The sequence below is a fragment of the Burkholderia sp. MSMB1078WGS genome (genome assembly GCF_001528895.1).
GTDB lineage: Bacteria > Pseudomonadota > Gammaproteobacteria > Burkholderiales > Burkholderiaceae > Burkholderia.
This window is the reverse complement of the sequence record NZ_LPDI01000037.1, coordinates 142,419-162,964: the sequence shown is the minus strand read 5'-3', so window position 1 is coordinate 162,964 and position 20,546 is coordinate 142,419. Positions and strand designations below refer to the sequence as shown.

Annotated in this window: 20 protein-coding genes and 1 pseudogene; 12 read left to right on the top strand and 9 right to left on the bottom strand. The window is 60.3% G+C overall.

All coding sequences use genetic code 11. The annotated features are described in order from the left end of the window. Positions 1-76 precede the first annotated feature (76 nt). From WT24_RS08650 to urtB, 8 genes and pseudogenes are all read right to left on the bottom strand, one after another. Positions 77-661 (bottom strand): annotated as a pseudogene (locus WT24_RS08650) (porin); the annotation flags it as partial. 49 nt (positions 662-710) lie between these two features. After that, complete coding sequence (locus WT24_RS32420) at positions 711-1,256, bottom strand: amino acid synthesis family protein (protein ID WP_082742136.1); 546 nt, start codon at positions 1,254-1,256, stop codon at positions 711-713. Between the two features lie 2 nt (positions 1,257-1,258). Next, complete coding sequence (locus tag WT24_RS08645; RefSeq protein WP_060032729.1) at positions 1,259-2,668, bottom strand: amidase family protein; 1,410 nt, start codon at positions 2,666-2,668, stop codon at positions 1,259-1,261. 51 nt (positions 2,669-2,719) lie between these two features. Next, complete coding sequence (locus WT24_RS08640; RefSeq protein ID WP_060032757.1) at positions 2,720-3,898, bottom strand: ABC transporter substrate-binding protein; 1,179 nt, start codon at positions 3,896-3,898, stop codon at positions 2,720-2,722. A 7-nt stretch (positions 3,899-3,905) separates the two neighbouring features. Further along, a complete protein-coding gene (locus WT24_RS08635) occupies positions 3,906-4,649 on the bottom strand; it encodes an ABC transporter ATP-binding protein (RefSeq protein WP_082742135.1) in 744 nt (247 codons plus the stop codon). Continuing rightward, positions 4,636-5,370 (bottom strand): ABC transporter ATP-binding protein, encoded by a 735-nt coding sequence (locus tag WT24_RS08630; protein ID WP_060032723.1) that lies wholly within the window; start codon positions 5,368-5,370, stop codon positions 4,636-4,638. Before WT24_RS08630 ends, WT24_RS08635 begins: the two co-directional genes overlap by 14 nt. Continuing rightward, positions 5,370-6,443, bottom strand: a complete 1,074-nt coding sequence (locus tag WT24_RS08625; protein ID WP_060032720.1) for a branched-chain amino acid ABC transporter permease — start codon at positions 6,441-6,443, stop codon at positions 5,370-5,372. The genes WT24_RS08630 and WT24_RS08625 overlap by 1 nt, the downstream gene beginning before the upstream one ends. 4 nt (positions 6,444-6,447) lie before the next feature. After that, a complete protein-coding gene (urtB, locus tag WT24_RS08620; protein WP_060032717.1) occupies positions 6,448-7,323 on the bottom strand; it encodes an urea ABC transporter permease subunit UrtB in 876 nt (291 codons plus the stop codon). A 246-nt stretch (positions 7,324-7,569) separates the two neighbouring features. On the opposite strand from urtB, the gene WT24_RS08615 reads away from it, so the two are divergent. Then, positions 7,570-7,809, top strand: coding sequence for a helix-turn-helix domain-containing protein (locus tag WT24_RS08615; protein WP_060032714.1), 240 nt, complete (start codon positions 7,570-7,572; stop codon positions 7,807-7,809). A gap of 449 nt (positions 7,810-8,258) precedes the next feature. On the opposite strand, the gene WT24_RS08610 is transcribed toward WT24_RS08615, so the two are convergent. Then, the gene (locus WT24_RS08610) at positions 8,259-9,092 is read right to left on the bottom strand and encodes a FadR/GntR family transcriptional regulator (RefSeq protein WP_060032753.1); all 834 of its coding nucleotides are present in this window, start codon (positions 9,090-9,092) and stop codon (positions 8,259-8,261) included. Between the two features lie 237 nt (positions 9,093-9,329). On the opposite strand from WT24_RS08610, the gene WT24_RS08605 reads away from it, so the two are divergent. The 11 genes from WT24_RS08605 to WT24_RS08555 all read left to right on the top strand — a co-directional run bounded on the left by WT24_RS08605 (position 9,330) and on the right by WT24_RS08555 (position 20,472). Then, positions 9,330-10,586 carry an acyl-CoA dehydrogenase family protein gene (locus WT24_RS08605; protein ID WP_060032710.1) on the top strand — a complete coding sequence of 419 codons (1,257 nt, stop codon included), beginning with the start codon at positions 9,330-9,332 and terminating at the stop codon, positions 10,584-10,586. Between the two features lie 37 nt (positions 10,587-10,623). Then, on the top strand, positions 10,624-10,902 hold the full coding sequence (locus WT24_RS08600) for an acyl carrier protein (protein WP_060032707.1): 279 nt from the start codon (positions 10,624-10,626) through the stop codon (positions 10,900-10,902). 121 nt (positions 10,903-11,023) lie between these two features. Further along, complete coding sequence (locus tag WT24_RS08595) at positions 11,024-11,920, top strand: 3-oxoacyl-[acyl-carrier-protein] synthase III C-terminal domain-containing protein (RefSeq protein ID WP_179949328.1); 897 nt, start codon at positions 11,024-11,026, stop codon at positions 11,918-11,920. Further along, entirely contained in the window at positions 11,917-12,849 is a 933-nt protein-coding gene (locus tag WT24_RS08590) for a 3-oxoacyl-[acyl-carrier-protein] synthase III C-terminal domain-containing protein (RefSeq protein ID WP_060032702.1), read from the top strand. The genes WT24_RS08595 and WT24_RS08590 overlap by 4 nt, the downstream gene beginning before the upstream one ends. A gap of 39 nt (positions 12,850-12,888) precedes the next feature. After that, the gene (locus WT24_RS08585) at positions 12,889-14,502 is read left to right on the top strand and encodes an acyl-CoA ligase (AMP-forming), exosortase A system-associated (protein WP_060032699.1); all 1,614 of its coding nucleotides are present in this window, start codon (positions 12,889-12,891) and stop codon (positions 14,500-14,502) included. Further along, the gene (locus WT24_RS08580; RefSeq protein ID WP_060032696.1) at positions 14,499-15,707 is read left to right on the top strand and encodes a pyridoxal-dependent decarboxylase, exosortase A system-associated; all 1,209 of its coding nucleotides are present in this window, start codon (positions 14,499-14,501) and stop codon (positions 15,705-15,707) included. Before WT24_RS08585 ends, WT24_RS08580 begins: the two co-directional genes overlap by 4 nt. Before the next feature lie 22 nt (positions 15,708-15,729). Continuing rightward, on the top strand, positions 15,730-16,839 hold the full coding sequence (locus tag WT24_RS08575) for an acyl-CoA dehydrogenase family protein (RefSeq protein ID WP_060032693.1): 1,110 nt from the start codon (positions 15,730-15,732) through the stop codon (positions 16,837-16,839). Between the two features lie 2 nt (positions 16,840-16,841). Then, positions 16,842-17,414, top strand: a complete 573-nt coding sequence (locus WT24_RS08570) for a GNAT family N-acetyltransferase (protein WP_060032690.1) — start codon at positions 16,842-16,844, stop codon at positions 17,412-17,414. Positions 17,415-17,425: 11 nt separating this feature from the next. Beyond that, positions 17,426-18,475 (top strand): hypothetical protein, encoded by a 1,050-nt coding sequence (locus WT24_RS08565; protein ID WP_082742132.1) that lies wholly within the window; start codon positions 17,426-17,428, stop codon positions 18,473-18,475. Next, a complete protein-coding gene (locus WT24_RS08560; RefSeq protein WP_060032684.1) occupies positions 18,472-19,401 on the top strand; it encodes a 3-oxoacyl-ACP synthase in 930 nt (309 codons plus the stop codon). Before WT24_RS08565 ends, WT24_RS08560 begins: the two co-directional genes overlap by 4 nt. Before the next feature lie 255 nt (positions 19,402-19,656). After that, the gene (locus WT24_RS08555; RefSeq protein WP_082742131.1) at positions 19,657-20,472 is read left to right on the top strand and encodes a LuxR family transcriptional regulator; all 816 of its coding nucleotides are present in this window, start codon (positions 19,657-19,659) and stop codon (positions 20,470-20,472) included. Positions 20,473-20,546 lie beyond the last annotated feature (74 nt).

The window sequence follows — 20,546 nt, the reverse complement described above, 5'->3', positions numbered from 1 at the left end:
AACCTCCCGTTCCTATTGGGAAAATTGCCTCCGAAACACTAACACTCATTTGTGTCCAGGATTTCTAGAGCAGATCACCCACAACACCAGCATTGCTGTACAGAAAACTCCCCGACAATCCGCCCACCTCCGGTGTTTGATACAGCATCGAATTGTCGATCGCGGTATCGCTTTGTACCGACGCCGCGCCCATGGCCGAACCCAGATAGCTGTGCGCCACTATCGGCGAGAACGCGAACGAGTTGCCAAACGGGTTGAACAGCAGCGTCGATACGAACAATGGCGCCGTATTGCGACCTATCGTCACCTCGCCGAAACGCCCGCTCAATCCAACAAAGGCGTTGCGGCCAAAGAATGACTGGCCATTGAACGATCCGATCTGACCGCTATTGACCCTAAAAAAGCTCTCCAACGTGAACACCGCCTTCATCCCACGTCCGAGATCCTCCGACCCGGACAGGCCCCAATATGAAGTCGTCATCCCGCCGGAGCTGACCTGCCAGGCACTTCCGGCGCTGCCGGGCACGTGCGTGTCGCCAACAAAAGCATCGACCAACCCGTAAAGCGACACTGAAGATTGAGCGTGTGCGATCGTTGCGAAACCCCATATCCCCATTACCATCGCACATACCCGGCCTAAACCACGAAACGCTTTCTGCATTGGTTCTCCTCGCTGTCGTTTGTTTTCTTTGCCGAAACACGTGTGCGCGCTACGCCGGTGTGACGCGCGCAAGCGGCCGCCCTCGATCAGATAGCGCGACGGCCACCACGATCTCATGCGGTGCAGGTGAATCCGGCACAACGAGCGACGCCGTATCAAAGTGGTCAAAGCTCCACATATCCAGAGCACCATGCACAGGAATATCCATGCATGCACCGGCCGCGCCGCGCTTGGTAACAGATGGGATAAGCGATATGGTGCCGGGCAGACACGCACGTATTGCCTTGCCCATTCGCGGATGCAGGATCGCCGCCGCACACTCAAGCGGCACGGCAGTACCCACGAGCGCGGCCTTGCCATACGCTTGTATCTGCGCGCGCGGTGTGTCAAGGGCGTCTCTCGCACGCTCGCTCAATAGCGTCCCGAGCTCCGCACCAACTTCGTACAGAGGCTCGATCGAAGTATCGGTACACCAGTTCTTCGATGTCAGAACCGCGGCTGCAATCGCTTGACGATGCGCCGGATGGACCGCGATACCAAGCTCCGCGCGCCGTTCGATCACGTGAACAACAATCTTCTCAATCTGTATGTTCACGGTCATACCTCAGCGACCATCGCATTCTCGGCTGGTGCCGCGGCCGGTATAGGAAACGTCCCGCGTGCAGATTCATAAGCCCGTGCCGCGCGCAGCACAAGGGCATCTCCGTGCAAGGGGCCGACAATCTGAACGCCGGTCGGCAGTCCTGCGGGCAATCCACAAGGAACACTGATGGCGGGCAACCCAGTTTGGTTGCACCACGACGTCTGCTGAGGTGCCGTGAGCAGCGTCTCAGGCAGACCTGGAACGGGCAGAGGCCCACAGTGGAACACTGGCGTCACAAGCAAGTCATAGCGCTCGAAGAACGCCGCCATCTCGACGCCGAGCGTGTGGCGCGCACGCAATGCGTCGGCAAGCTCGAGCGCGGTGACGCGCAAACCGGCCCGCACAAGCGCTTGCACGTCCGCATCGAGCTGCATGCGTTGAGGCTCCGTCAATCCGCAGGCGCGCTGCGCAAAAAACACCGACCATTGGATCGCGTGCATGCGACTACCCAGATAGTCGCCGAGCGGCTTTACGTCGACTTGCTCGACGTGTGCGCCCAATGTTTCGATGACCTCTGCGGCGTGCGCCACACTCGCGGCAATCACAGGGTCCACGATGACGCCCGGAATGGACGGGCAATATGCAATACGCAGCCCCGAGACGCCCTCCTCCAGACCGACTCGATAATCCTGCGGGGCGACATAGCCCGATGGCCCAGATCCATGTTGACCGGCTACCACACTCAGCATTAACGCTGCATCGCGCACATTACGCGCCATCGGCCCGAACGTAGACAGGCGCGTCCACGAACCGGCTACGCCCGTCGGAACACGGTCGAACGTTGGTTTAAACCCCACCACCCCAGTCCAGCAGGCGGGCACACGAATCGACCCACCACCATCGGTCGCAAGCGCGAGCGGCCCCATACCGAGTGCGATTGCCACTGATGAACCACCGCTGCTGCCACCTGGCGTCAAGCGCCGGTCCCAGGGATTGCGCGTGATGCCGGTCAGCGGACAATCAGTCACGATCTTGTTGCCGTATTCCGAAGTGGTCGTCTTGCCAAAAAGCAGCGCACCGGCCCGCCGCAGACGCGCCACGGCGGGTCCGTCCTCGCGCTGGGGCGTGTCCGGCGTCGTCAACGATCCGTATCGCGTCGGAAATCCGGCTACATCGATCAAATCCTTGACCGATACAGGCACGCCATCGAGCAGCCCGCATGGCTCACGCCGCATCCAGCGCCGCTCCGATTCGCGCGCCGCCTCCAGCGCCGCCTCCTCGTCAAGGGCGCACATACAGTTCACAAGGGGATTGAAGCGCTCAACGCGGTCCAGGACCGCTTTCATGCTCTCAAGCGGAGAAAGCGCATGACGCCGATACTCAGTAGTCAGCTCTTCCGCTCTCATCGATGCAATGTCATTCATATGTATTCCTAATTGATCAAATTAAGTTGATAGAATCGTCCCGAGACTGCTCTACCTCTGACACACTGCTTGGATCGACCCGATCGAATCCAAAACTGCAAAGCTGTTGTCTCCGCGCGCCTGAGCAATACGTGCCTCACAAGTAACGTGGTCGCCGCCTTGGCTCACACCCGCCTTGCCTCGCGGCAAATCCAGCGAAATGCCCGGCAAGACGGACTTGATGCGCGTCACATCGAGACTGCCGGCTGCGCGCACGGCCTGCGCGAAGAGCCGGACGCCTGCGTACGTGCATTCGCCATGCGGAAGCATCACCGCATAAGAACCCAATCGGGGAACATGAGTGTCGGCTACGCGCGCGGTATAACGTGCAAGGAAGGTTCGGTTTTCGAAACTATCGAGACTCATAAAGTAGGACGAGACACCGACGATGCCCGTCGACGCACCGGCAGTAGCAATCGACAGCGACTCGTGCGCAATATCCGTCACCAACTGCGGCTTCATCGCAAATGACCGATACTGCTTGACGAACGTCACCGGATCGTCGCCGACGCTGTGCCAAACAAGCTGCGGCTGCTCCCCAGCAATCCGCTGAAGCACTGCCCCATAGTCGCGCGTGCCGAACGGCAGCCAGTACACACTGAGAAACCGACCGCCGTGACGCGTGACGGCCGCCTCCAGCGAGGGAATCAGTACCTTACGGTTGCTGCCGACGTCCGACACCACCGCGCTCACGCTCTTGCCGCCGGCACGCATCAGCCAACCAATGAGCGGCTCGACCCGTTGCGCGACACTGAGCCCCGTGCTCAACAACTGCGGATCACAGCGCCCCTCGTCGAAATTCGGGTAGATAACAAGGCGAGCCGCGCCTCTGGCCGCCTGCAGCGCTGCTTCGCGTTCGGCAGGCAGCACCATGCCCGTAATCATTGCCGCCTCATCGCGCATAAAGAGCTGCCGCGCTTTCTCGAGCGTCACGGTCGTCGACATCTGCGTATCCTCGACAGCCAGTTGCAGCGGACGCCCCAGCAGTCCGCCCGCTGCATTGATTTCCTCGATAGCAAGCGCCGCACAATGTCGATTTGTTTCACCCACGCGGGTGAGCGGCCCGCTCAACGGCGCGAGCAAACCGATCTTGATGGGCGCCACCGTACGCGCGCGCGTCGGATAAGTGGAGGCGGCCAATGCGCCAACCACACCGAGCATCGTCATACGTGAAAAATCGCGTCGATTCATGATCATTTCATTCGATAGACGCTGCCGGCGAACCCATGGTTCGTTCCGCAGCAGGTGACAGAAAGTGAGCCAGCGGGTGGGTGCTGCTAGCGCCGTGTCGGAGTTCAACTGCGCCTGCATGCACAAGTCGACCGTTTTTCAGAACGATGCATCGTTGCGCGCAGCGCAATACCAGATTGAGGTTCTGCTCGACCAGAAGCACAGCGAGCTTCGATCGACGACAAAGCGTCGGAATGACGTCACCGATCAGCTCAACAAGATTCGGTTGCACGCCGTCCGAGGGTTCGTCCAATAGCAACAACTTCGGGCGGCCGCACAACGCTCGCGCGATGGCCAGGACCTGCTGTTCACCTCCTGACAATGTCCCTCCATGCTGAGCAAGTCTCGATTTCAATACTGGGAAATACTCGAACACCTCGTCCAGAATCTCGCCGTCACCAGCGGCCGCGGTACCCATTGCCAAGTTCTCCCGTACTGTCAGCTTGGGGAAAATCCAACGGCCCTGCGGCACCAGGCCGATGCCCAGTCGAGCGATTTCATGCGTGCGCAAACCCCGAATGGCCTGCCCGCCGAAGCGAATATCACCACTCACGCGCGGCAACAGCCCCATGATGGCCTTGACAAGCGTTGACTTACCCGCGCCATTGCACCCCAGCACACCGACCACTTCATTAGGCTGAACGGTAAGGTCAATCTGATTCAAAATCGAGATTTCGCCGTATCCGGCCGACAGACTTTCAATGTGCAGCATGGCCCGCTCCCTGCCCAAGATAAATGCGTCGGATTTCTTCGTCCCTGGCAATGTCGTCATAGCTGCCCTGCCGAACAATTTCCCCGCGATGCATAACCCACGTGTCACATTTAAGCGACTGAACGAAACTCAGATCATGCTCGATGGCAAGCACCGCACATTGTTCGCGCAGGCGGTGAAGAAGGCGCACGAGCCGCTGAACCTCATTGGCGGACAATCCCGCAGCAGGCTCGTCAAGCAACAACAACGCCGGCCGACACATCATGGCCATACCGATCTCCAGCCACTGGCGCTCTCCGTGCGGGAGATGCATGGCGAGCACGTCTGCCTGCGACGTGAGTCCGATCTCGTCCAGAACAAAATCGATCTCTCGCATCACAGATGGCCTGCGAGCCGCAACGCCGAGCGCGGCGACTTCCAGGTTCTCCCGAACGCTCATCTTGAGAAAAACGTTGGTCCCCTGGAATTTCCGGACAACGCCACGCCGGCAATACTGATACATAGGCCGGCCAGTCATCCGCTCTCCAGACAGATACAGTTCTCCCGCTCCTGGGATAACCGCGCCGGATAACAGTCCCACTAACGTGCTTTTTCCAGCCCCGTTCGGACCAATGACGCAGACCAGGTCGCGTGGACCGATTTCGACGTCAATGCCGGCGATCGCATTGATGCCACCGAACGCGCGGCGTAGTCGGATGCCCTTCATAAGCGGTCTTTCCATCACTGCCCTCCTTCGGCTCGCTTGGCGCAATGCTGTGGCACACGTCCGATCCGGAATCGGGCGACGTAATGCAACCGCGCGACTAAGCGACCGATCCGAATGCCGTTCGGCAAGCACAGCACACACATCAGGAAGATTGCGCCGAGTACCAACGGCCACCATTGCGTGCTAAGACTGGACGCGGAGTGCTTAAGAAGGGTCATTGCGACGGCTGCCATCACCGGTCCACCGAGAGTGCCGCGGCCGCCCACGGCAACCCAAAGGATGACTTCAGTGGCCAGTACCGGAGAAAATACGTCCGGGGCCACGACGCCAGCGCATGCTGCCATCAGGCAGCCGGCAACTGCAGCTACCACCCCTGAGGCAACGAACGCCAACAGCAAATGCCACGACGTGTGGTATCCGCACGCTTGCGCACGCCACTCGTTGGTCGAAATCGCCATGAGCACCTTCCCGTAGCGACTTCGACAGAGCAGCCACGTCGCACTTAGGATCAGAATGAGTACAGCCGTAACGACATACCAGGACGCCACCGGGCTACTGAGATCCGCTGCGAATCTCCCGAGTTGCAAGGACAACCCTGGAATGCCGAGCAAGCCGGTATCGCCCCCCGTGATGGACTGCCAACTTGTGGCCAACTGCTGCACGATGATCAGAACGGCCATGCTGAGAATGGCAAAGAAATGCAATCTGACACCCGCATACAGCAGGAAGTAGCCAAGAACGACTGCCACGATGGCAGCACATGCAAGACCTGCGAGCATCCCGACCAGCGGCGCTTGACCAAACTGGACGGTAGCCACGGCAAACCCATATGCACCAAGCCCAAAGAATGTCGTATGTCCAAGCGTCAGGACGCCAGCCTTGCCCCAAAGAAGGTCGTAACTGAGCGCCAATATCGCCAACACCAGCGCGTCTCGTATCACGGTGAGCTGATAAGCGCCCACGACAACAGGAAGAATCACGCCGGCGGCTGCCGTCGCCAACCCGATCGCGACAGGAGAGAGGTCCGTGCGGCTCAGTGCTGGCTGTGACAACCAGGTACGGGCACGCAAAAGATGACGTTCGAACATCGCCTTACCCCTTTCCGAGAAGCTGGTGAGCGGCACTGAAACCCGGAAGCAAGCCTTGTGGGCGGAAGCGGATCAGGACAATGGAGACGATCAAAACGATCGCTGAGGCAAGCGAAGGATCGACGCGATAGCTGAGCAAGGTTTCGACCGTGCCAACGAAGGCACTACCGAGTACACTGCCGGCGACCGAGCCGATACCACCCAGTACAATCACGAAAAATGCCTTGGCCAGATAGGACACCCCGAGATGGGACTCCACCGACACCATCGGCGCGACGAGCACACCGGCAAGCGAGGCGAGCGCCGCACCGCCACAAAATGCTGCTCGATTGAGTCGCTTGGTATTGATGCCAGCGGCCTCTGCCATTGCAGGATGTTGAATGACCGCACGCAACTTCGTCCCAAAGCGCGTTCGCGCAAAAAGTAGCCAGCACCCGACGGTGGCGGCCAATGCCACACCGATCACGAACATCCGATATGCGGGATAGCCGCCGCCCGGCACGTCGATGGTTCCGTTAAATGGCGCATAGACGAGCATCGGTTGTGTGCCGAAAACGAGCTCCAGCACCTTCTGAACGATCAGACTGACCGCGTATGTCGCCAGAAGCGTGTCCAGCGGTCGGTCATAAAGTAGCCGGATAACGAAGCGCTCGAGACACCAGCCGAGCAACGCGCCAACAATCGGCGCCACGACCAGCGCAACCCAAAACGCGTGTTGACCGCCTAGTGATTGCGCCACGGCAAGCGTATATGCCCCCATCGTGACCCACTCTGCGTGTGCAAGATTCACGATGTCCATCATGCCAAACACGATCGCGAGGCCAAGAGCGACCAAAATTAACAAAGATACATAATTCAAAATATTTAATAGTCCTAACATATCATCTCCAAAAGCGAAATTCTGAAGCCCGGGGGCCTCCAACACTCGCCACCCTGCATCGGTATGCCAAAGCGTCTAACCCACAAGGCAGGCCATTCTGTTCAGCGGCGCACCCTGATGGCGCGCAACTCAAATATCACAATACATTGTGAATCCAAAAACAGGCAAGCACAAATTCACAATGTATTGTGAATTTTTAGGTACACCTTCCGGGATACTCGATGTGCCCTGTCCTATCGAGTCCGCATGCCCACAGAAAAATTTATCGAGGCCCTCGGAAATGAGATCCGCGCGCGCCGCAAGATGAAGAAACTTACCCAGGTCGGTCTCGCGCTCCGCGCCAACGTCCATCCGAACACCGTCTCGTTAATTGAGCGTGCTCAAATAGTCGCGAAAATCGACGCGTTGCTCGTTCTCTCTGCTGCTCTCGATACCCCTCTCTCGCAATTGCTCAAGGGCGCGGAAGATCGCTTGAACCTTCGCTAAACTCACCACGCTTCTGCCGCTCAGAGCTCATGAAAACATCATGAGCCGCTCCCGACGGGAGCTCGCAACCACATCTTCCCCCATTCATCCTCTGCGCCACGCCCATCCCCAGCCACCTCATGACGAGATTCAAGGGGCCCGTGAGCGTGTATTGACGCAGGGAACGATAGCCTTCCGCGCGCCGTGTGCGCACAGCCAGCCAATTTATTGTCAGGGAATCTACGAGGCAGATATAGTGCTGTCAATCCGCGTGACGCTGGTGTTTACCCGAAGAATACGTAGAAAATAGGGTCCGCGTGCGAGCAACGCGCTTGGACCAGACCTCCACCTTCGGATATTTATTATAATTAATTTTTCGCTCTTCGCCGTAGCGCTTTGTAACCCGGTGCAAGCGAAATCGAGCGTCAGCAATCCAAGCCTCCATTCCCTGACCACCGCGCCAAACCACGTCAGCACACGTCGCGATCCACATGCAAATTAAGCTCGGAATCCAGCACGAGCTTTTGCCTCAGCGCCGCACGCACCTTGCGCAACTGCGCCTCGGCCTCGTCCATATGCGCGAGCATCAATCGCTCGACGGCCTGCGCATCACGCCGCCTTGCGGCATCCAAGATCGCGCGATGTGCGGCGACAGTCGTCCGCCCAAACGCTTGATAGTCCCGCTGCGTGACGTTCCCTGCCACGATCACCAGTGAGTGCAGCATCTGGTTGATGATTTGGCAAAGGCAACGCAAAAACGCGTTGGGATGCGCGGCAGCAAGCACGTCGTGAAAATGAATGTCCTCGCAACGTTGATCAAGCGCTTGCTCGTGACCGACCACGAATGGTTCACACACTGAAATGCTGCGCTCGAGTGCTTCGAAATCCGCATCCGTCAAATACGCCACCGCGCCCGCGGCCACCATGGGCTCAAGCGTGCGCCGCACCACATAAATGTCCTCCAGCGTAATCTGCTCAAAGAACAGATAGTTCTGCAGCGACTGGAACGCCCGCGCAAGCGGCACACGAGTAATTGTCGCTCCGCCATCGGGCCCAGTGCTCAAGCTAACAAGCCCCTGCACCTCCAGCGCCTTGAGTGCATCGCGCATCGAGCCACGACTGACATTGAATATTTGCTGCAGCTCGGCTTCCTTACTCAGACGCTTCCCGGGCCGGGCCCGACCGTCGTTGATCCACCCTTTGATCGAATCGGCTACCTGATCGCCACGCTTGGTCGTGCGCGGGCCGCGCCTGTCCGGCTGCACCAACTGTATCTTGCGCGTTGTCCGTTGTCGTCCTGCCATGTCCATCAAGTCCGTGGTTAGCCTTCGGCATTTCCTAACGGCGCCATTATCGGACATCCGCAAATCGCCCTGGCGAGAATCAGGTCTCGCTGCCGTCCATACCCTCCCAACCTTGGGAGGTAGCGGGCATCGCCGAGAATGCCTACGCTGCAGATCAATCAGTACGGATATGGCGTGAGCGTGGTTTCCATACTGCTCCACTGTGCGGCGCCAGTGCGCCATTGGGGAAGATCGCATATGCCCAACTCGTCGCAAGAATCGCAACAATCTCCCACTGTATCGGCGCTCAAGGCAAGCCTCTCGGCGTTTGGCCTGGACCTTGACCGGCTTACTTCACAGATGCGCACGCATCGTGAGGCAGCCGATCGCACCGGGCAAATCCCTGATGCATTCTGGCAATCCGATGCGGTACGGGCGCTAAACCTGAACCTCGTTCCGCAGGAGTACGGCGGATGCCCGCAGGCCCAATCGCTCGCCTCGCGCGTCATGCTAATGGAGCATCTTGGGTACGCGGATGCGGCGCTTGCGCTCGCGCTTCCTGGCCCGGGACTGGCAATGCCGCCGGTTCTTGCGCTTGCCAACCGTAAGCAGCAGGCGGCATTCTTCGCGCACTTTCAAAGCGATACGCCACGCTGGGGCGCATTTGCGATTACCGAGCCCGACTGCGGATCCGACGCGACAGCCATGCGCACGTCGGCACGCAAGACGGCTCACGGCTGGGTCCTTAACGGAACCAAGTGCTTCATCACGAATGGGGCGCGTGCTGACACCGTTATCACGTTTGCAACGATCAATCGAAACGCGGGCCGTTTCGGCATCAGGGCGTTTCGTGTCCAACACGACACCCCGGGTTTCGCGGTGACGCGCATCGAACGCATGGTCGGCTTGCGCGTGACCCAACTGGCTGTGCTGTCCTTTACCGACTGCGAGGTGCCAGATGACGCCCGGCTCACGCACGACCATGAGACGCCGCTTAGCGATGCGTTCTCAGGCGCGCAACAGTCGTGGGACTATTTTCGGCCGCTTCTGTCCGCCGTAATGATCGGCGCCTGTCGACGCGTACGCGACGACCTCGCCACCTATCTTGAAGCAGGCGCACGTCCCGTCAATCTGCACTGCGGCGCGAGCAACGTACAAGCGAGTCTTTTGGAGCTCGACCGGCATATCACGACAGCTTATCTGCTCTGCCATCACGCTGCGTGGCACGCAGATCAAGGCAGCACAAGCGCCATGCACGCTTCGATCGCAAAGGCGTACGCCGCACGCATGGTCGCGCACGTCACTCGCACGGCCCTCACGCTCGTTGGTCTGGACGGCATCGCCAGTTTCCCGTCGCTGGAGCAAAGCTGCCGAGATGCCAAAGCGTTCGACATCATGGAAGGCACCGGAGACATGCAACGCCTGATGATTGCTCGAGCCGCCCAGCGCGCGTCACGCCCGCCGTGGGAGACGATCCAACCCAGTGCGTCCGTGCATCGCCCCGCATGCACGTGAACACGCTTTCGTCTTAGAACCGTTACTGGAGAATTTCATGAGCTCTCGTCTCGAATCAAGTCGTCACGGCGATATCCCCGCCTCGGTCAAAGCTTGCCTGCTATCAGTACTGGGCACCCATCTGAGCGCCGACCTCATCAACAACGATACGAATCTGTTCGATCTGGGTGTGGATTCCATGAACATGACCGATCTTCTGCTCGAGCTCGAGCAACGCTTCGGATTTGTTCTGGACCCCGAAGATCTGTCCAGCGACCTATTTATACGGTTCGACAATCTCGTCGGGTTCGTCGCTTCCCATGTTGCATCGAGCTGACCCCACGAGCGCCGAGCCCCGAATCGTTGCCACCGCGCAATACGTGCCGCGTCGGCGCCACGTAGACCGCGCGGTAGCCGAGACGGTCTCGTCCGCACAACCGAGCGCGCTCGACATTGTCATGCACGCGCTCTACGCCGATACGCTGCGGTGGCGCGCTCAATGCGCGCCATGCGGCGACAACTGCTCGATGACCGACGCCACCTTTCGGCCAGACAATCGAATCGCAACCGAAACGAATTTGTCGCTGTCGGACATGGCGCTACGCGTGGCGCGCATGATCTATCCCAATGCACAAACGCAGCCCGGCCCTGACCAGATCATCGTTTGCACGACAAGCTTCGAACATGATTTGGCCTTGTCCTGCGCAGGACGCTTGCATAGCGAACTCGGCTCCAGCCGCGCGCCCTTCGCGATCGGGCAACTCCAGGATGTGTCGTTTCTGACCGCGGTGGACGTGGCGCTTGCGATGATGGACACGGACAACACACTGAACACCGTTCTGATTGTCGCGGCCGAGTGTTGGCATCGCGCCTTGTCCCGGCAGGTCAGCCCGCGGATCTCGCTCGCAGACGGCGCTGCTGCCGTGCTGATCGCTCGCAGCCCCATGCCAGGATGGCGTGTCCGCGGTCTTTCGATCTGCACGCCCGGTACGCAACTGAGTTGTGAGGAAACCGTAAATACAGGCCTCGATTCAACCACACTAGTCGGGGCGATCAACAAGTCATTGTCACGCGCCGCACTTCGTGCCACGCAAATCGACTGGATTCTTCCGCCTACAGCCGACAGCGCCATCATTCGCGCCGTCTGTGCCCAATGCCAACTGGCCCCTGAGCGCATCAGAGGCATGAGCGACGGCCGCCAAAGCCATCTATGTGCGGCACAGACACCGGCACGCCTTGATGACCTGCTCGGTGTGATTTCGCCACGTGACGGTCAGCGTGTGCTTGTGTGGTCCACGGGACTTCAAGGCCAAAGTGCCTGCGCAATCCTCGAATTCCGGAGTGTGCACTCATGAGAACGCACTCTTTCTCGATTTCAGGCGTCGCTCACAGCCTTCCGGAGCGCATCGTCAACGTGCATCAGTGGGCATCGCGTTGTGGTCTACCTGCTTCGCGCGTTATCGCTTTGCGCGCTCATGGCGCCACGCAATTTTATGATGCCGCGGGCGAGTCGCCCGTCAGCCTTGCCGAACGTGCTGTCACGACGCTATTACGCGACACCTCGACCCCGGGGTCGGCAATTGATGCACTCGTCTATACACATACGATCCAGACGAGCGTACTCGCGCCGCCCGCCGGTAGCGCTCATCACATTCAGCGTCGCGTTGGACTCACTCGCGCGTTGACGTTCTCCATCACGCAGCAACAGTGCGTGTCGCCGATGGCAGCTATTCGCGTCCTGCTCACACTTGCCGCACGAGAGCCCTCACTCGAACGTGCAATCGTCGTATGTGCCGACGTCATCGGCTCCGGGTGCGATCAATTGCGCGCAATCCATGACCTCGCATTGCATAGTGACGGAGCGTGCGCCTTGCTGCTCGAGCGCTGCGCGCAACGCAACGTCATCAGCGGTTTGCACTTGTATACCGACGCGCGCTTTTCGCGCGGCACTGATGAGAGCTTGCAGCCGATCGCTGACGATCGGTATTACTGGTCCGCGTTCACGACCATGCGCGCAGCGATCCGCCGAGCCGGCATCACGACGGGCGATATCGCCCACGTGTTGCCGCACCACGTGAATCTACCGGGATGGATGCGGTTGATGACGATGCTCGACATTCCGCCAGCGCGACTATTCGTGCCGAACTTCGCCGCGCTTGGCCACGTATTCGGAGCGGACCCGTTCATCAATTTTCAGACCTGTCGCGCACAAGCCAACGAATGGTCCTTGCTTTTTTCCAGCGGCCTTGCCGGTTGCTTCGGCGCCATGGTGATTCATCACTGACACGCGTCGACTCCTTAACCAGACACCAATGGCCTTACCATGCGAAACATACTCGATCTCATACTCACCGCTGCGCGGCATGCGCCCGATTCGCCAGCAATCGTCTTCGCAAACACCAGTCTGAGCTACCAGGAACTAGCAACGCGCGCCAGCACACTGGGCCACGGCCTCGTCTCGATAGGAATCGCGCCGGGCTCACGAGTCGGCATCTTCCTGGACAAGCGCATCGAAACGGTCGTCTCGCTGCTTGGTGCGGCCGCCGCCCAATGCGTGTTCGTTCCCATCAATCCGCTTCTGAAGCCCCAGCAGGTCGCCCATATTCTGCGTGACTGCGGTGCGAGCTGCCTGATTACGAGCGCATTGCGCGCGCGCCTGCTCGCCGAAAACGGGTTGTCTGGCGTGCCGCATACGATCCTCATCGACTCAATCGATGTGACCGAGCATGCGTCGCACGAGAAGGACTGCGTTCACAGCTGGAGTGCGTGCGTCAGTGCACACGCTTTCGGCCCGCCGAGCGACACCGGACCCGTAGCAGAAACGGCAATCGACACAGACTTGGCAGCTATTCTGTACACATCAGGCTCTACCGGCTTGCCCAAAGGCGTGATGCTCAGTCATCGCAATCTGCTCGAGGGTGCGTGGAGCGTCGCCCATTATCTGCAGCATACAAGCTCCGATCGCATTCTCGCGGCGCTGCCGCTCAGCTTCGATGCGGGTCTCAGTCAGCTCACATCCGCGTGGGCGGCCGGCGCCGCCGCTGTCCTCGTCAATTATCTCAGCCCGCAAGACGTTATCGACGCCTGCACGAGAGAACGTATCACCGCCCTCACGGGCGTGCCACCGCTATGGATGCAATTGACGCGCGCGAGCTGGCCGCACGCGGCACGCACCACACTGCGCTATTTCGCCAACACCGGCGGCCGACTACCCGTTCCGATATTGCACCGCCTGCGCACGCTCTTTCCCCAGGCAAAACCTTATTTGATGTACGGGTTGACCGAGGCATTCCGCTCCACCTATCTCGATCCGTCCGAGGTAGACCGTCGCCCTGACTCGATCGGCAAGGCCGTGCCCAACGCGCGAATCCTAGTCGTGCGTCCGGACGGCGCACCTTGCGCTGCCGGCGAGACGGGCGAGCTCGTCCATGTAGGCGCGTGCGTGACAATGGGCTACTGGAACGATCCGGCTCGAACGGCCGAGCGTTATCGGCCCTCGCCCGAAGCCAAGCCGGGCGGAGCCATACCGGACACTGCCGTGTGGTCGGGGGACCTCGTACGACGCGATGAAGAGGGCTTTCTTTACTTCATTGCGCGCAACGATGCGCAAATCAAAAGTTCCGGCTACCGGATCAGCCCAGAAGAAATCGAAGAGACCGTGCACCGCAGCGAACTCGTGACCGAAGCGGTCGCCGTGGGCGTGCCCGATGATGCGCTGGGCGAGGCCATAGCGCTCGTTGTCGTGCCGGCGGCAAAACCCTTTGTCCCGCAAACGCTCATGGCATGGTGCACGCAACACCTGCCGGGCTACATGGTACCGAAGCGCATCGTCGTGCAAACCGATGTGCCGCGCAACGCAAACGGCAAATTTGATCGGCCAGCACTGCGAAATGCGCTCGTCCGATCCACAGCTCAAGACCAAGCGAGGTCCGTATGAGTGCATCGTTGATCAACCGTAGCAGCGTCTTGCCAGCCGAGGGCATCGACGTCGCCCGCTTGGCTCACTGTGCCGGATCGACGCCTTTTTTTGCCTACGCGCGCGCGGCGATCGACGCCCGTGTGCGCCTGTTGCGCGCAAAGCTGCCGACTTCGGTCCATTTGCATTACTCCATCAAGGCTAACCCGATGCCGGCGCTCGTGCATCATCTGACAACCCGCGTCGATGGGTTTGATGTCGCATCCGCCGCGGAGATGGCGCTGGCGCTTAACGCAGGCACACCGCCCGATCAAATCGGCTTTGCAGGGCCGGGTAAGGCGCGCGACGAGCTCCGACGTGCGGTGGCCAACGGTGTGAACGTTCATATCGAGTCCGCCACTCAACTGCATTTGGTGACCGCGATCGGTTGGGAACTGGGCGTGCAGCCGAAGGTCACCCTTCGCGTGAACCCGGACTTCCACATCGGCCACAGCGGCATGCGCATGGGCGGGGGAGCCGCCCAGTTCGGCGTTGACGTCGAACAAGTGCCGGCATTGCTGCAGGAACTTGCCGCGCGCGAGGTGACATTGGCCGGTTTTCACATCTTCTGGGGATCGCAGTGCCTGCACGCACCCACCATCGTCAAAGCGCAGCAACACAGCGCGGAGCTTGTTATAAGGCTTGCCCGCGATTTACCGACACCGCCCCGATATGTGAATCTCGGCGGCGGTTTCGGCATCCCCTATTTCGACGGAGATAAGCCGCTTGATCTGGATGCGGTCACCCAGCCCATGCACACGTGGCTCGCACAGCTACAACGTGCGTTGCCCGGGGCGGTGCCGGTGCTTGAGCTTGGGCGCTACTTGGTTGGAGAAGCAGGTATCTACGTATGTCGCATTATTGACCGTAAAGTCTCGCGCGGCACCACCTTCCTCGTCACCGACGGCGGTCTGCATCACCATCTCGCAGCCTCCGGCAATTTTGGGCAAGTGTTGCGCCGCAATTTCCCGGTGCTGCTCGGCAATCGGCCCAACGATCTACCGGCCGAGCGGTGCCACATCGTTGGGTGCTCGTGCACGCCGCTCGATCGCATCGCCGACGATGTGCTGCTCCCGCGCGCGCAAATTGGCGACTTCGTGGTGGTGCTGCAATCAGGCGCCTATGCCCGCTCGGCCAGTCCCAGGGACTTCCTCGGCCACCCCGAAGCAATCGAGATGCTCGTCTGAATTCCGTACACGGAGAACTGCGATGCACCAGCCCGACTTTTCGTTACCCGACCTTGCGCCACACTCGTGGCATCTGTCCGAGGATCAGCGCGCACTCGTCGCGGCAAGCCAACGGTTTGCTCGCGAAAAACTTGAGCCGCTGCTCTCACAACCGCCGTCGGAAAAGGCCTGGCACGAGATCGTCGAGCAAGCGGGTGCACTCGATCTGGGTACCATGATTTTGCCACTGGAGCTCGACGGCATGGCCATCGGCCACCACGATCTGTCCTGCATTCTCGGCGCGCTGGCCTGCGGGCCTATCGAGCGCGTCGTGCAATTGACGCAGAGCATTCCTGCACTCATGACGCTGCGCGCGCATGATGCGCTTCAGTCACTCGGTTTTGCCCGAATCGGCGAATACTTCGATGGCACGCACCCGATTGCGCTTACCGTGCCCGATTTTCGTACCGCCACACTTTGGCGCCTGTGTGACCACACCACCCCGTCAGCGCTGACATTGATTCCCGCGCCGGCTGCACCTGGCGTTACCCTGGTCGAATCGACGTGTGCCCCGTCCAAGCTCGCTCGGCAACACGTCACCTGCCTTGGTGCACTGACGCTTGATCGGGCGCGCTGCGACGACGCTTTGTACGCCGCTGCGCTGGTCACGCTCGAGCGGCCTGACGCGCACGGCGTCTCGCCCACCCAGACGTGGCTCACCAACACCGCGCTCTATTTGTCGGCCCTGCTCAGTGGCGCCATGCAGCACGGCGTGACGTTTGCGCTGAGCTACGGGGCAGAGCGGCAGGCATTTCGCAAACCGTTGGTGATGCATCAACGTGTCGCTACGCGCTTGGCCGATATGCTTATTGCAGTGCAAGGCACGCAACTCTTTGTGCGCATGCTCGCGCTTGCCCAGCCCGGCACATCATTGGCACTGGTGCGCCAGCTAGCCCGGCATGTCGCAGCCGAATCTGTTGAATTCACGCACGAGCTCGTTCAGTTCTGCGGCGCCCATGGCTATGTCGAGGGACTGGCGCCTGCTGCGCGCCTGACAACATGTCACTGGTTTGCCATGTTGCTCAGGCAAGTCGATGCAGCGCTCGGCGAGCTCGATAGTCTGGGCTCACCCCGCTCGGTACCGGGAGCCTAGCCATGAACGAGGAGAAACGCCCCCGCCGGCATTGCAACTCACCCTCCAGAGTTGCCGCGAGATCGTCGATTGGTTGCTGGCTGCGCGATGCAAATTCAGAAGACGTTCGCGATATCACGCACTGGCTTGCGCGCCCGGAGATCGCGCAGTGGTTCGATTTCGGACTGGGCCGGCAAGGATTGAGCACACTCGCCGTTCAGGCGATGGTGCAAAGCGAGCGGCACCGCATACGCGTATTTGGCTCGCTCGGAACGGCCGAACCGAGCGGTCTGGTGGCGATTAGCGATATCACGCATCGCTTCGGTTTGGGCTCGTTCTGGGTGCTGCGTGACCCTTTGCGCCCCACTTGCGCGAACATGACGTTCGACGCTTCCCGACGCGTGCTGCGCGACGGCTTCGAACTGGATCGGCTGCACTGCATCAGCGCCTGGGCCGTTCAGACGAATGTACGATCACAACGCCTACTCACACGCCTGGGCTTTTGCCTGATCGGCCTGCAGCGCAACTGCCATATCATCGCCGGCGAGCGCGTGGGGCGTCTACTCTACGATCTGCTCCCGGACAATCTCGCCTGACGCGCACCACGATGTCGCCAATCATTACCGCGCTCAGTACCTATGTGCCGCCCGCCATGGCGCTCACGCACGCGCCGCGATCGGCAGAGGCTACGCTCACCGCGTCACACTCTACGACTCGCACCGGCTGGGATGCCTGGATCACGGCCTGGCGTGCTGACTTCGATGCATTCGATACGCCGTCAGCCTACGCCGGTGATAGTGCCGATCACCACGCGCGGCCGCTTCGTATTCCCGTTGAACGCGAAGAGCAGCTATCGGGGCTCGCCGTGCGCGTGGCCAAGGAGATACTCGCCACCCGGCATCCGGCTGCTGTCCCCATCGATATCATTGTGTTTTGTCACAGCAGCGTCGATGAGCACGTATCGACCACAACGGCGGGGCGTCTGGCAAGCGTAGTGGGCCCGCCATGCTTTGCGTTTTCGATCTCCCAGCAGCATGCTGTCTCACTATTTTCCGCCTTGCAGCTCGTCCGGGACCTGATGGTCGCTGAGCCCGACGTCCAGTGTGCACTGATTGTCGCGGCAGAAAAATGGACACCACCGTTTTCACGATGGACCGCGCAGGGGGCAGCGCAAGGTGATGCCGCAGCCGCCGCTTTGCTTGAGCGGGCCACGGCAACAACCCGCGGCTTTCGCGTGATGGACGCGCAAACGCGTCAATGCCCGGTGCGGCCCGACTGCCCGTTGGGTCAACGCTCATATTTCGATTCCGCCTCGGAGCGGACTCTGCTGCAACTCATTGACGCGATGCTCGCGCAACACGCGCTCGCGGCGTGCGATGTCACTGGCATCGGACAGGATCTCAATCCGGCACCTACCGAGCGCGTATCGCATCATCTGGACATGAAGGCACGCGCCCACGCGCGCTGTCATGATGCGCACCTCGGTGCAGCAGAACCAATTATCCAACTGAGCGAGAGGCTCACGGACAACACACTGCCTACACACGATCCTGTCCTGATATGGGGGATGAGCTTGTGCGGCTACGTGGGCTGCGCCCTGCTTGACGCGCGCGGTGCGCCCGCCATCTCGCGTGAGCCCGGTCGGAGCAATCGATGACGGACGTGTCGATCGGTATTCCGTATGTCGCATACTATCTGCCCGAGCGTGTCGACACGGTCCGGGCATGGGGCCGCCGTACGCGCCAGCCCGACACGATCATCGCAAAGCTCGAACGATCAGGCGTGTGCGATTTTCACGTGGCATATGAGCACAGTGCGCTAAGCCTCGCGGTCAAAGCCGTCGAGTCGTTGTTGTGCACCGCGCCGATCGCACCAGACTCGATCGACTATCTCGTGTACACCCATACGCTGCAAGGCAGCATCGCGCCGCCGCCGCAGTCGCTGCCGCGCGCGCTATGCGAGCGATTTGGATTCACCCGCGCGCAGTCGTTTTCGTTTGCCCAACAGCACTGCGCGTCCTCGCTCGGCGCGCTGCGCATTGTGCGCGCGCTATTCGCCGCGCACCGCTCGCTCAATCGCGTGCTGCTCGTCGGAGCAGACACGATGCCCATTGAGGCAGAGCGCCGCATGGGTACCTCCGCGCTCCTGGGCGACGGGGCGTTTGCCGCAACGATTGAGCGCCACGCCCATATCAACCGCCTTGTTGCGATAGCCACGCATGCCACCGGGCAAGGTTGGCGCGGCATGCTTGACCAGGCCGAACCGAACTCCGTCGCCCAATACCAGCTTGCCGCCAGAAAGCTCATCACGCATCTCGCGAGCAACGCCCAGATTGCGCTAGCCGATGCGTGTCACATCTTGCCACCGCATCTCGACCTGCCGTCGTGGCAGCGGCTCGTCCAGTCGCTGGGTCTGCCACCTGCGCGTCTTTTTATTCGCAACTTCTCGCGCATCGCACACGTGACGGTGAGCGATCCCTTTATCAACCTTGCCGACTGCCATGCGCTCGCGCCAGGCACCCCGCTCATGCTCTACGCGCAGGGTGTTGGCGGCTTTTCCGCGGCAACGCTACTCATTCATTAGGCGCGCCGTTCGAATGCGGCCAGGGGCAAGCGCGCAACCTGAGTTCCGGATATAGCGAATACCGTTCCTGTGTGCTGGGTTGGTTGCTCGTTGATGTATCGCGACGCTAAATATTGATACCCACGATTGGCCCACACGGGTCTAAAATAACGTCAGGCAACACGCATATATCCGTCACGAGTAAAACAAGCGCCATTGCCAAACATTGTGTTGTTTGAGCCTGAATTTTGCGCGCATGGTCATCACGCGAGTGCGATGCGCGACGATTTTCTGCGAGGGACATCGGTGGATCAGATCTTTCCCTGCAGCGTGGGCAACACGCCCGTCGCGGCGCTGCAACCTTCACACGCGATTGCGCGATGGGCGCCACTGGCCACATCCTTTCTCGATACCGTGGATCTCTCGTCACTCATGAAACTCTTCGGTGACGTGGCCGCTTCGTTAGGGTTTCCTCGTTTTGCTGTCAGCCGCCTTTCGCGCGCACGTGCTCGCTCGCGCGTAGCGATGGCCGTCGACACGCTTTGCACGCGCTATCCCGACAATTGGGTTTTTCATTATGCGAAGCACGACTATGGTCCGGTCGATCCCGTTCATCGCATGGCGCTCGTGCATGCCACACCCTATCGTTGGACCGATATAGCGGGGTTAAACCACATCGAGCAGCGCGTGCTCGACGAAGCGCGCGAGGCCGGATTAGTTAATGGGGTAAGCATCCCGATTCACGAGCCCGATGGCAACATCTTGCTCGTCAATCTCGCAAGCCCTTCACCGGAGATCAAGACCGAGGTCAATTTGCGGCTCGCAAGCCTCATTAGCGCATTGTTTCATCAAGAGCTGAATCGATTGGCCCGCCCGCGCTGTGTCGGCCCCTTGCCCAAGCTATCCCCGCGCCAAAAGGAATGTCTCGCGTGGGTCGCGCGCGGCAAATCATCATGGGAGATTGCAGGCATTCTCGGTATATCGCCCCATACAGTTGACTACCACATCGACGAGGCAAAGAGGAGCCTGCGCGTCAATAGCCGAACCGCCGCGGCCGTGTATGCGGCCGCCCGCGGATTGATTCTGGTCTGATCGGCAATTCATCTGCCCGGCGCGCCGTATCATCTCACGCGCCTTCTCGCGCATGCCTTACGCTGTCGGCCTTA

Coding starts and splice junctions, on each gene's coding strand:
- WT24_RS08625 (WP_060032720.1), bottom strand. CDS start 6,443: ATGTTCGAACGTCATCTTTTGCGTGCCCGTACCTGGTTGTCACAGCCA.
- WT24_RS08580 (WP_060032696.1), top strand. CDS start 14,499: ATGAGTGCATCGTTGATCAACCGTAGCAGCGTCTTGCCAGCCGAGGGC.
- WT24_RS08595 (WP_179949328.1), top strand. CDS start 11,024: ATGCACGCGCTCTACGCCGATACGCTGCGGTGGCGCGCTCAATGCGCG.
- WT24_RS08575 (WP_060032693.1), top strand. CDS start 15,730: ATGCACCAGCCCGACTTTTCGTTACCCGACCTTGCGCCACACTCGTGG.
- WT24_RS08635 (WP_082742135.1), bottom strand. CDS start 4,649: ATGCTGCACATTGAAAGTCTGTCGGCCGGATACGGCGAAATCTCGATT.
- WT24_RS08605 (WP_060032710.1), top strand. CDS start 9,330: ATGCCCAACTCGTCGCAAGAATCGCAACAATCTCCCACTGTATCGGCG.
- WT24_RS08640 (WP_060032757.1), bottom strand. CDS start 3,898: ATGAATCGACGCGATTTTTCACGTATGACGATGCTCGGTGTGGTTGGC.
- WT24_RS08610 (WP_060032753.1), bottom strand. CDS start 9,092: ATGGCAGGACGACAACGGACAACGCGCAAGATACAGTTGGTGCAGCCG.
- WT24_RS08565 (WP_082742132.1), top strand. CDS start 17,426: ATGTCGCCAATCATTACCGCGCTCAGTACCTATGTGCCGCCCGCCATG.
- urtB (WP_060032717.1), bottom strand. CDS start 7,323: ATGTTAGGACTATTAAATATTTTGAATTATGTATCTTTGTTAATTTTG.
- WT24_RS08585 (WP_060032699.1), top strand. CDS start 12,889: ATGCGAAACATACTCGATCTCATACTCACCGCTGCGCGGCATGCGCCC.
- WT24_RS08570 (WP_060032690.1), top strand. CDS start 16,842: ATGAACGAGGAGAAACGCCCCCGCCGGCATTGCAACTCACCCTCCAGA.
- WT24_RS08555 (WP_082742131.1), top strand. CDS start 19,657: ATGCGCGACGATTTTCTGCGAGGGACATCGGTGGATCAGATCTTTCCC.
- WT24_RS08645 (WP_060032729.1), bottom strand. CDS start 2,668: ATGAATGACATTGCATCGATGAGAGCGGAAGAGCTGACTACTGAGTAT.
- WT24_RS08590 (WP_060032702.1), top strand. CDS start 11,917: ATGAGAACGCACTCTTTCTCGATTTCAGGCGTCGCTCACAGCCTTCCG.
- WT24_RS08615 (WP_060032714.1), top strand. CDS start 7,570: ATGCCCACAGAAAAATTTATCGAGGCCCTCGGAAATGAGATCCGCGCG.
- WT24_RS08560 (WP_060032684.1), top strand. CDS start 18,472: ATGACGGACGTGTCGATCGGTATTCCGTATGTCGCATACTATCTGCCC.
- WT24_RS08630 (WP_060032723.1), bottom strand. CDS start 5,370: ATGGAAAGACCGCTTATGAAGGGCATCCGACTACGCCGCGCGTTCGGT.
- WT24_RS08600 (WP_060032707.1), top strand. CDS start 10,624: ATGAGCTCTCGTCTCGAATCAAGTCGTCACGGCGATATCCCCGCCTCG.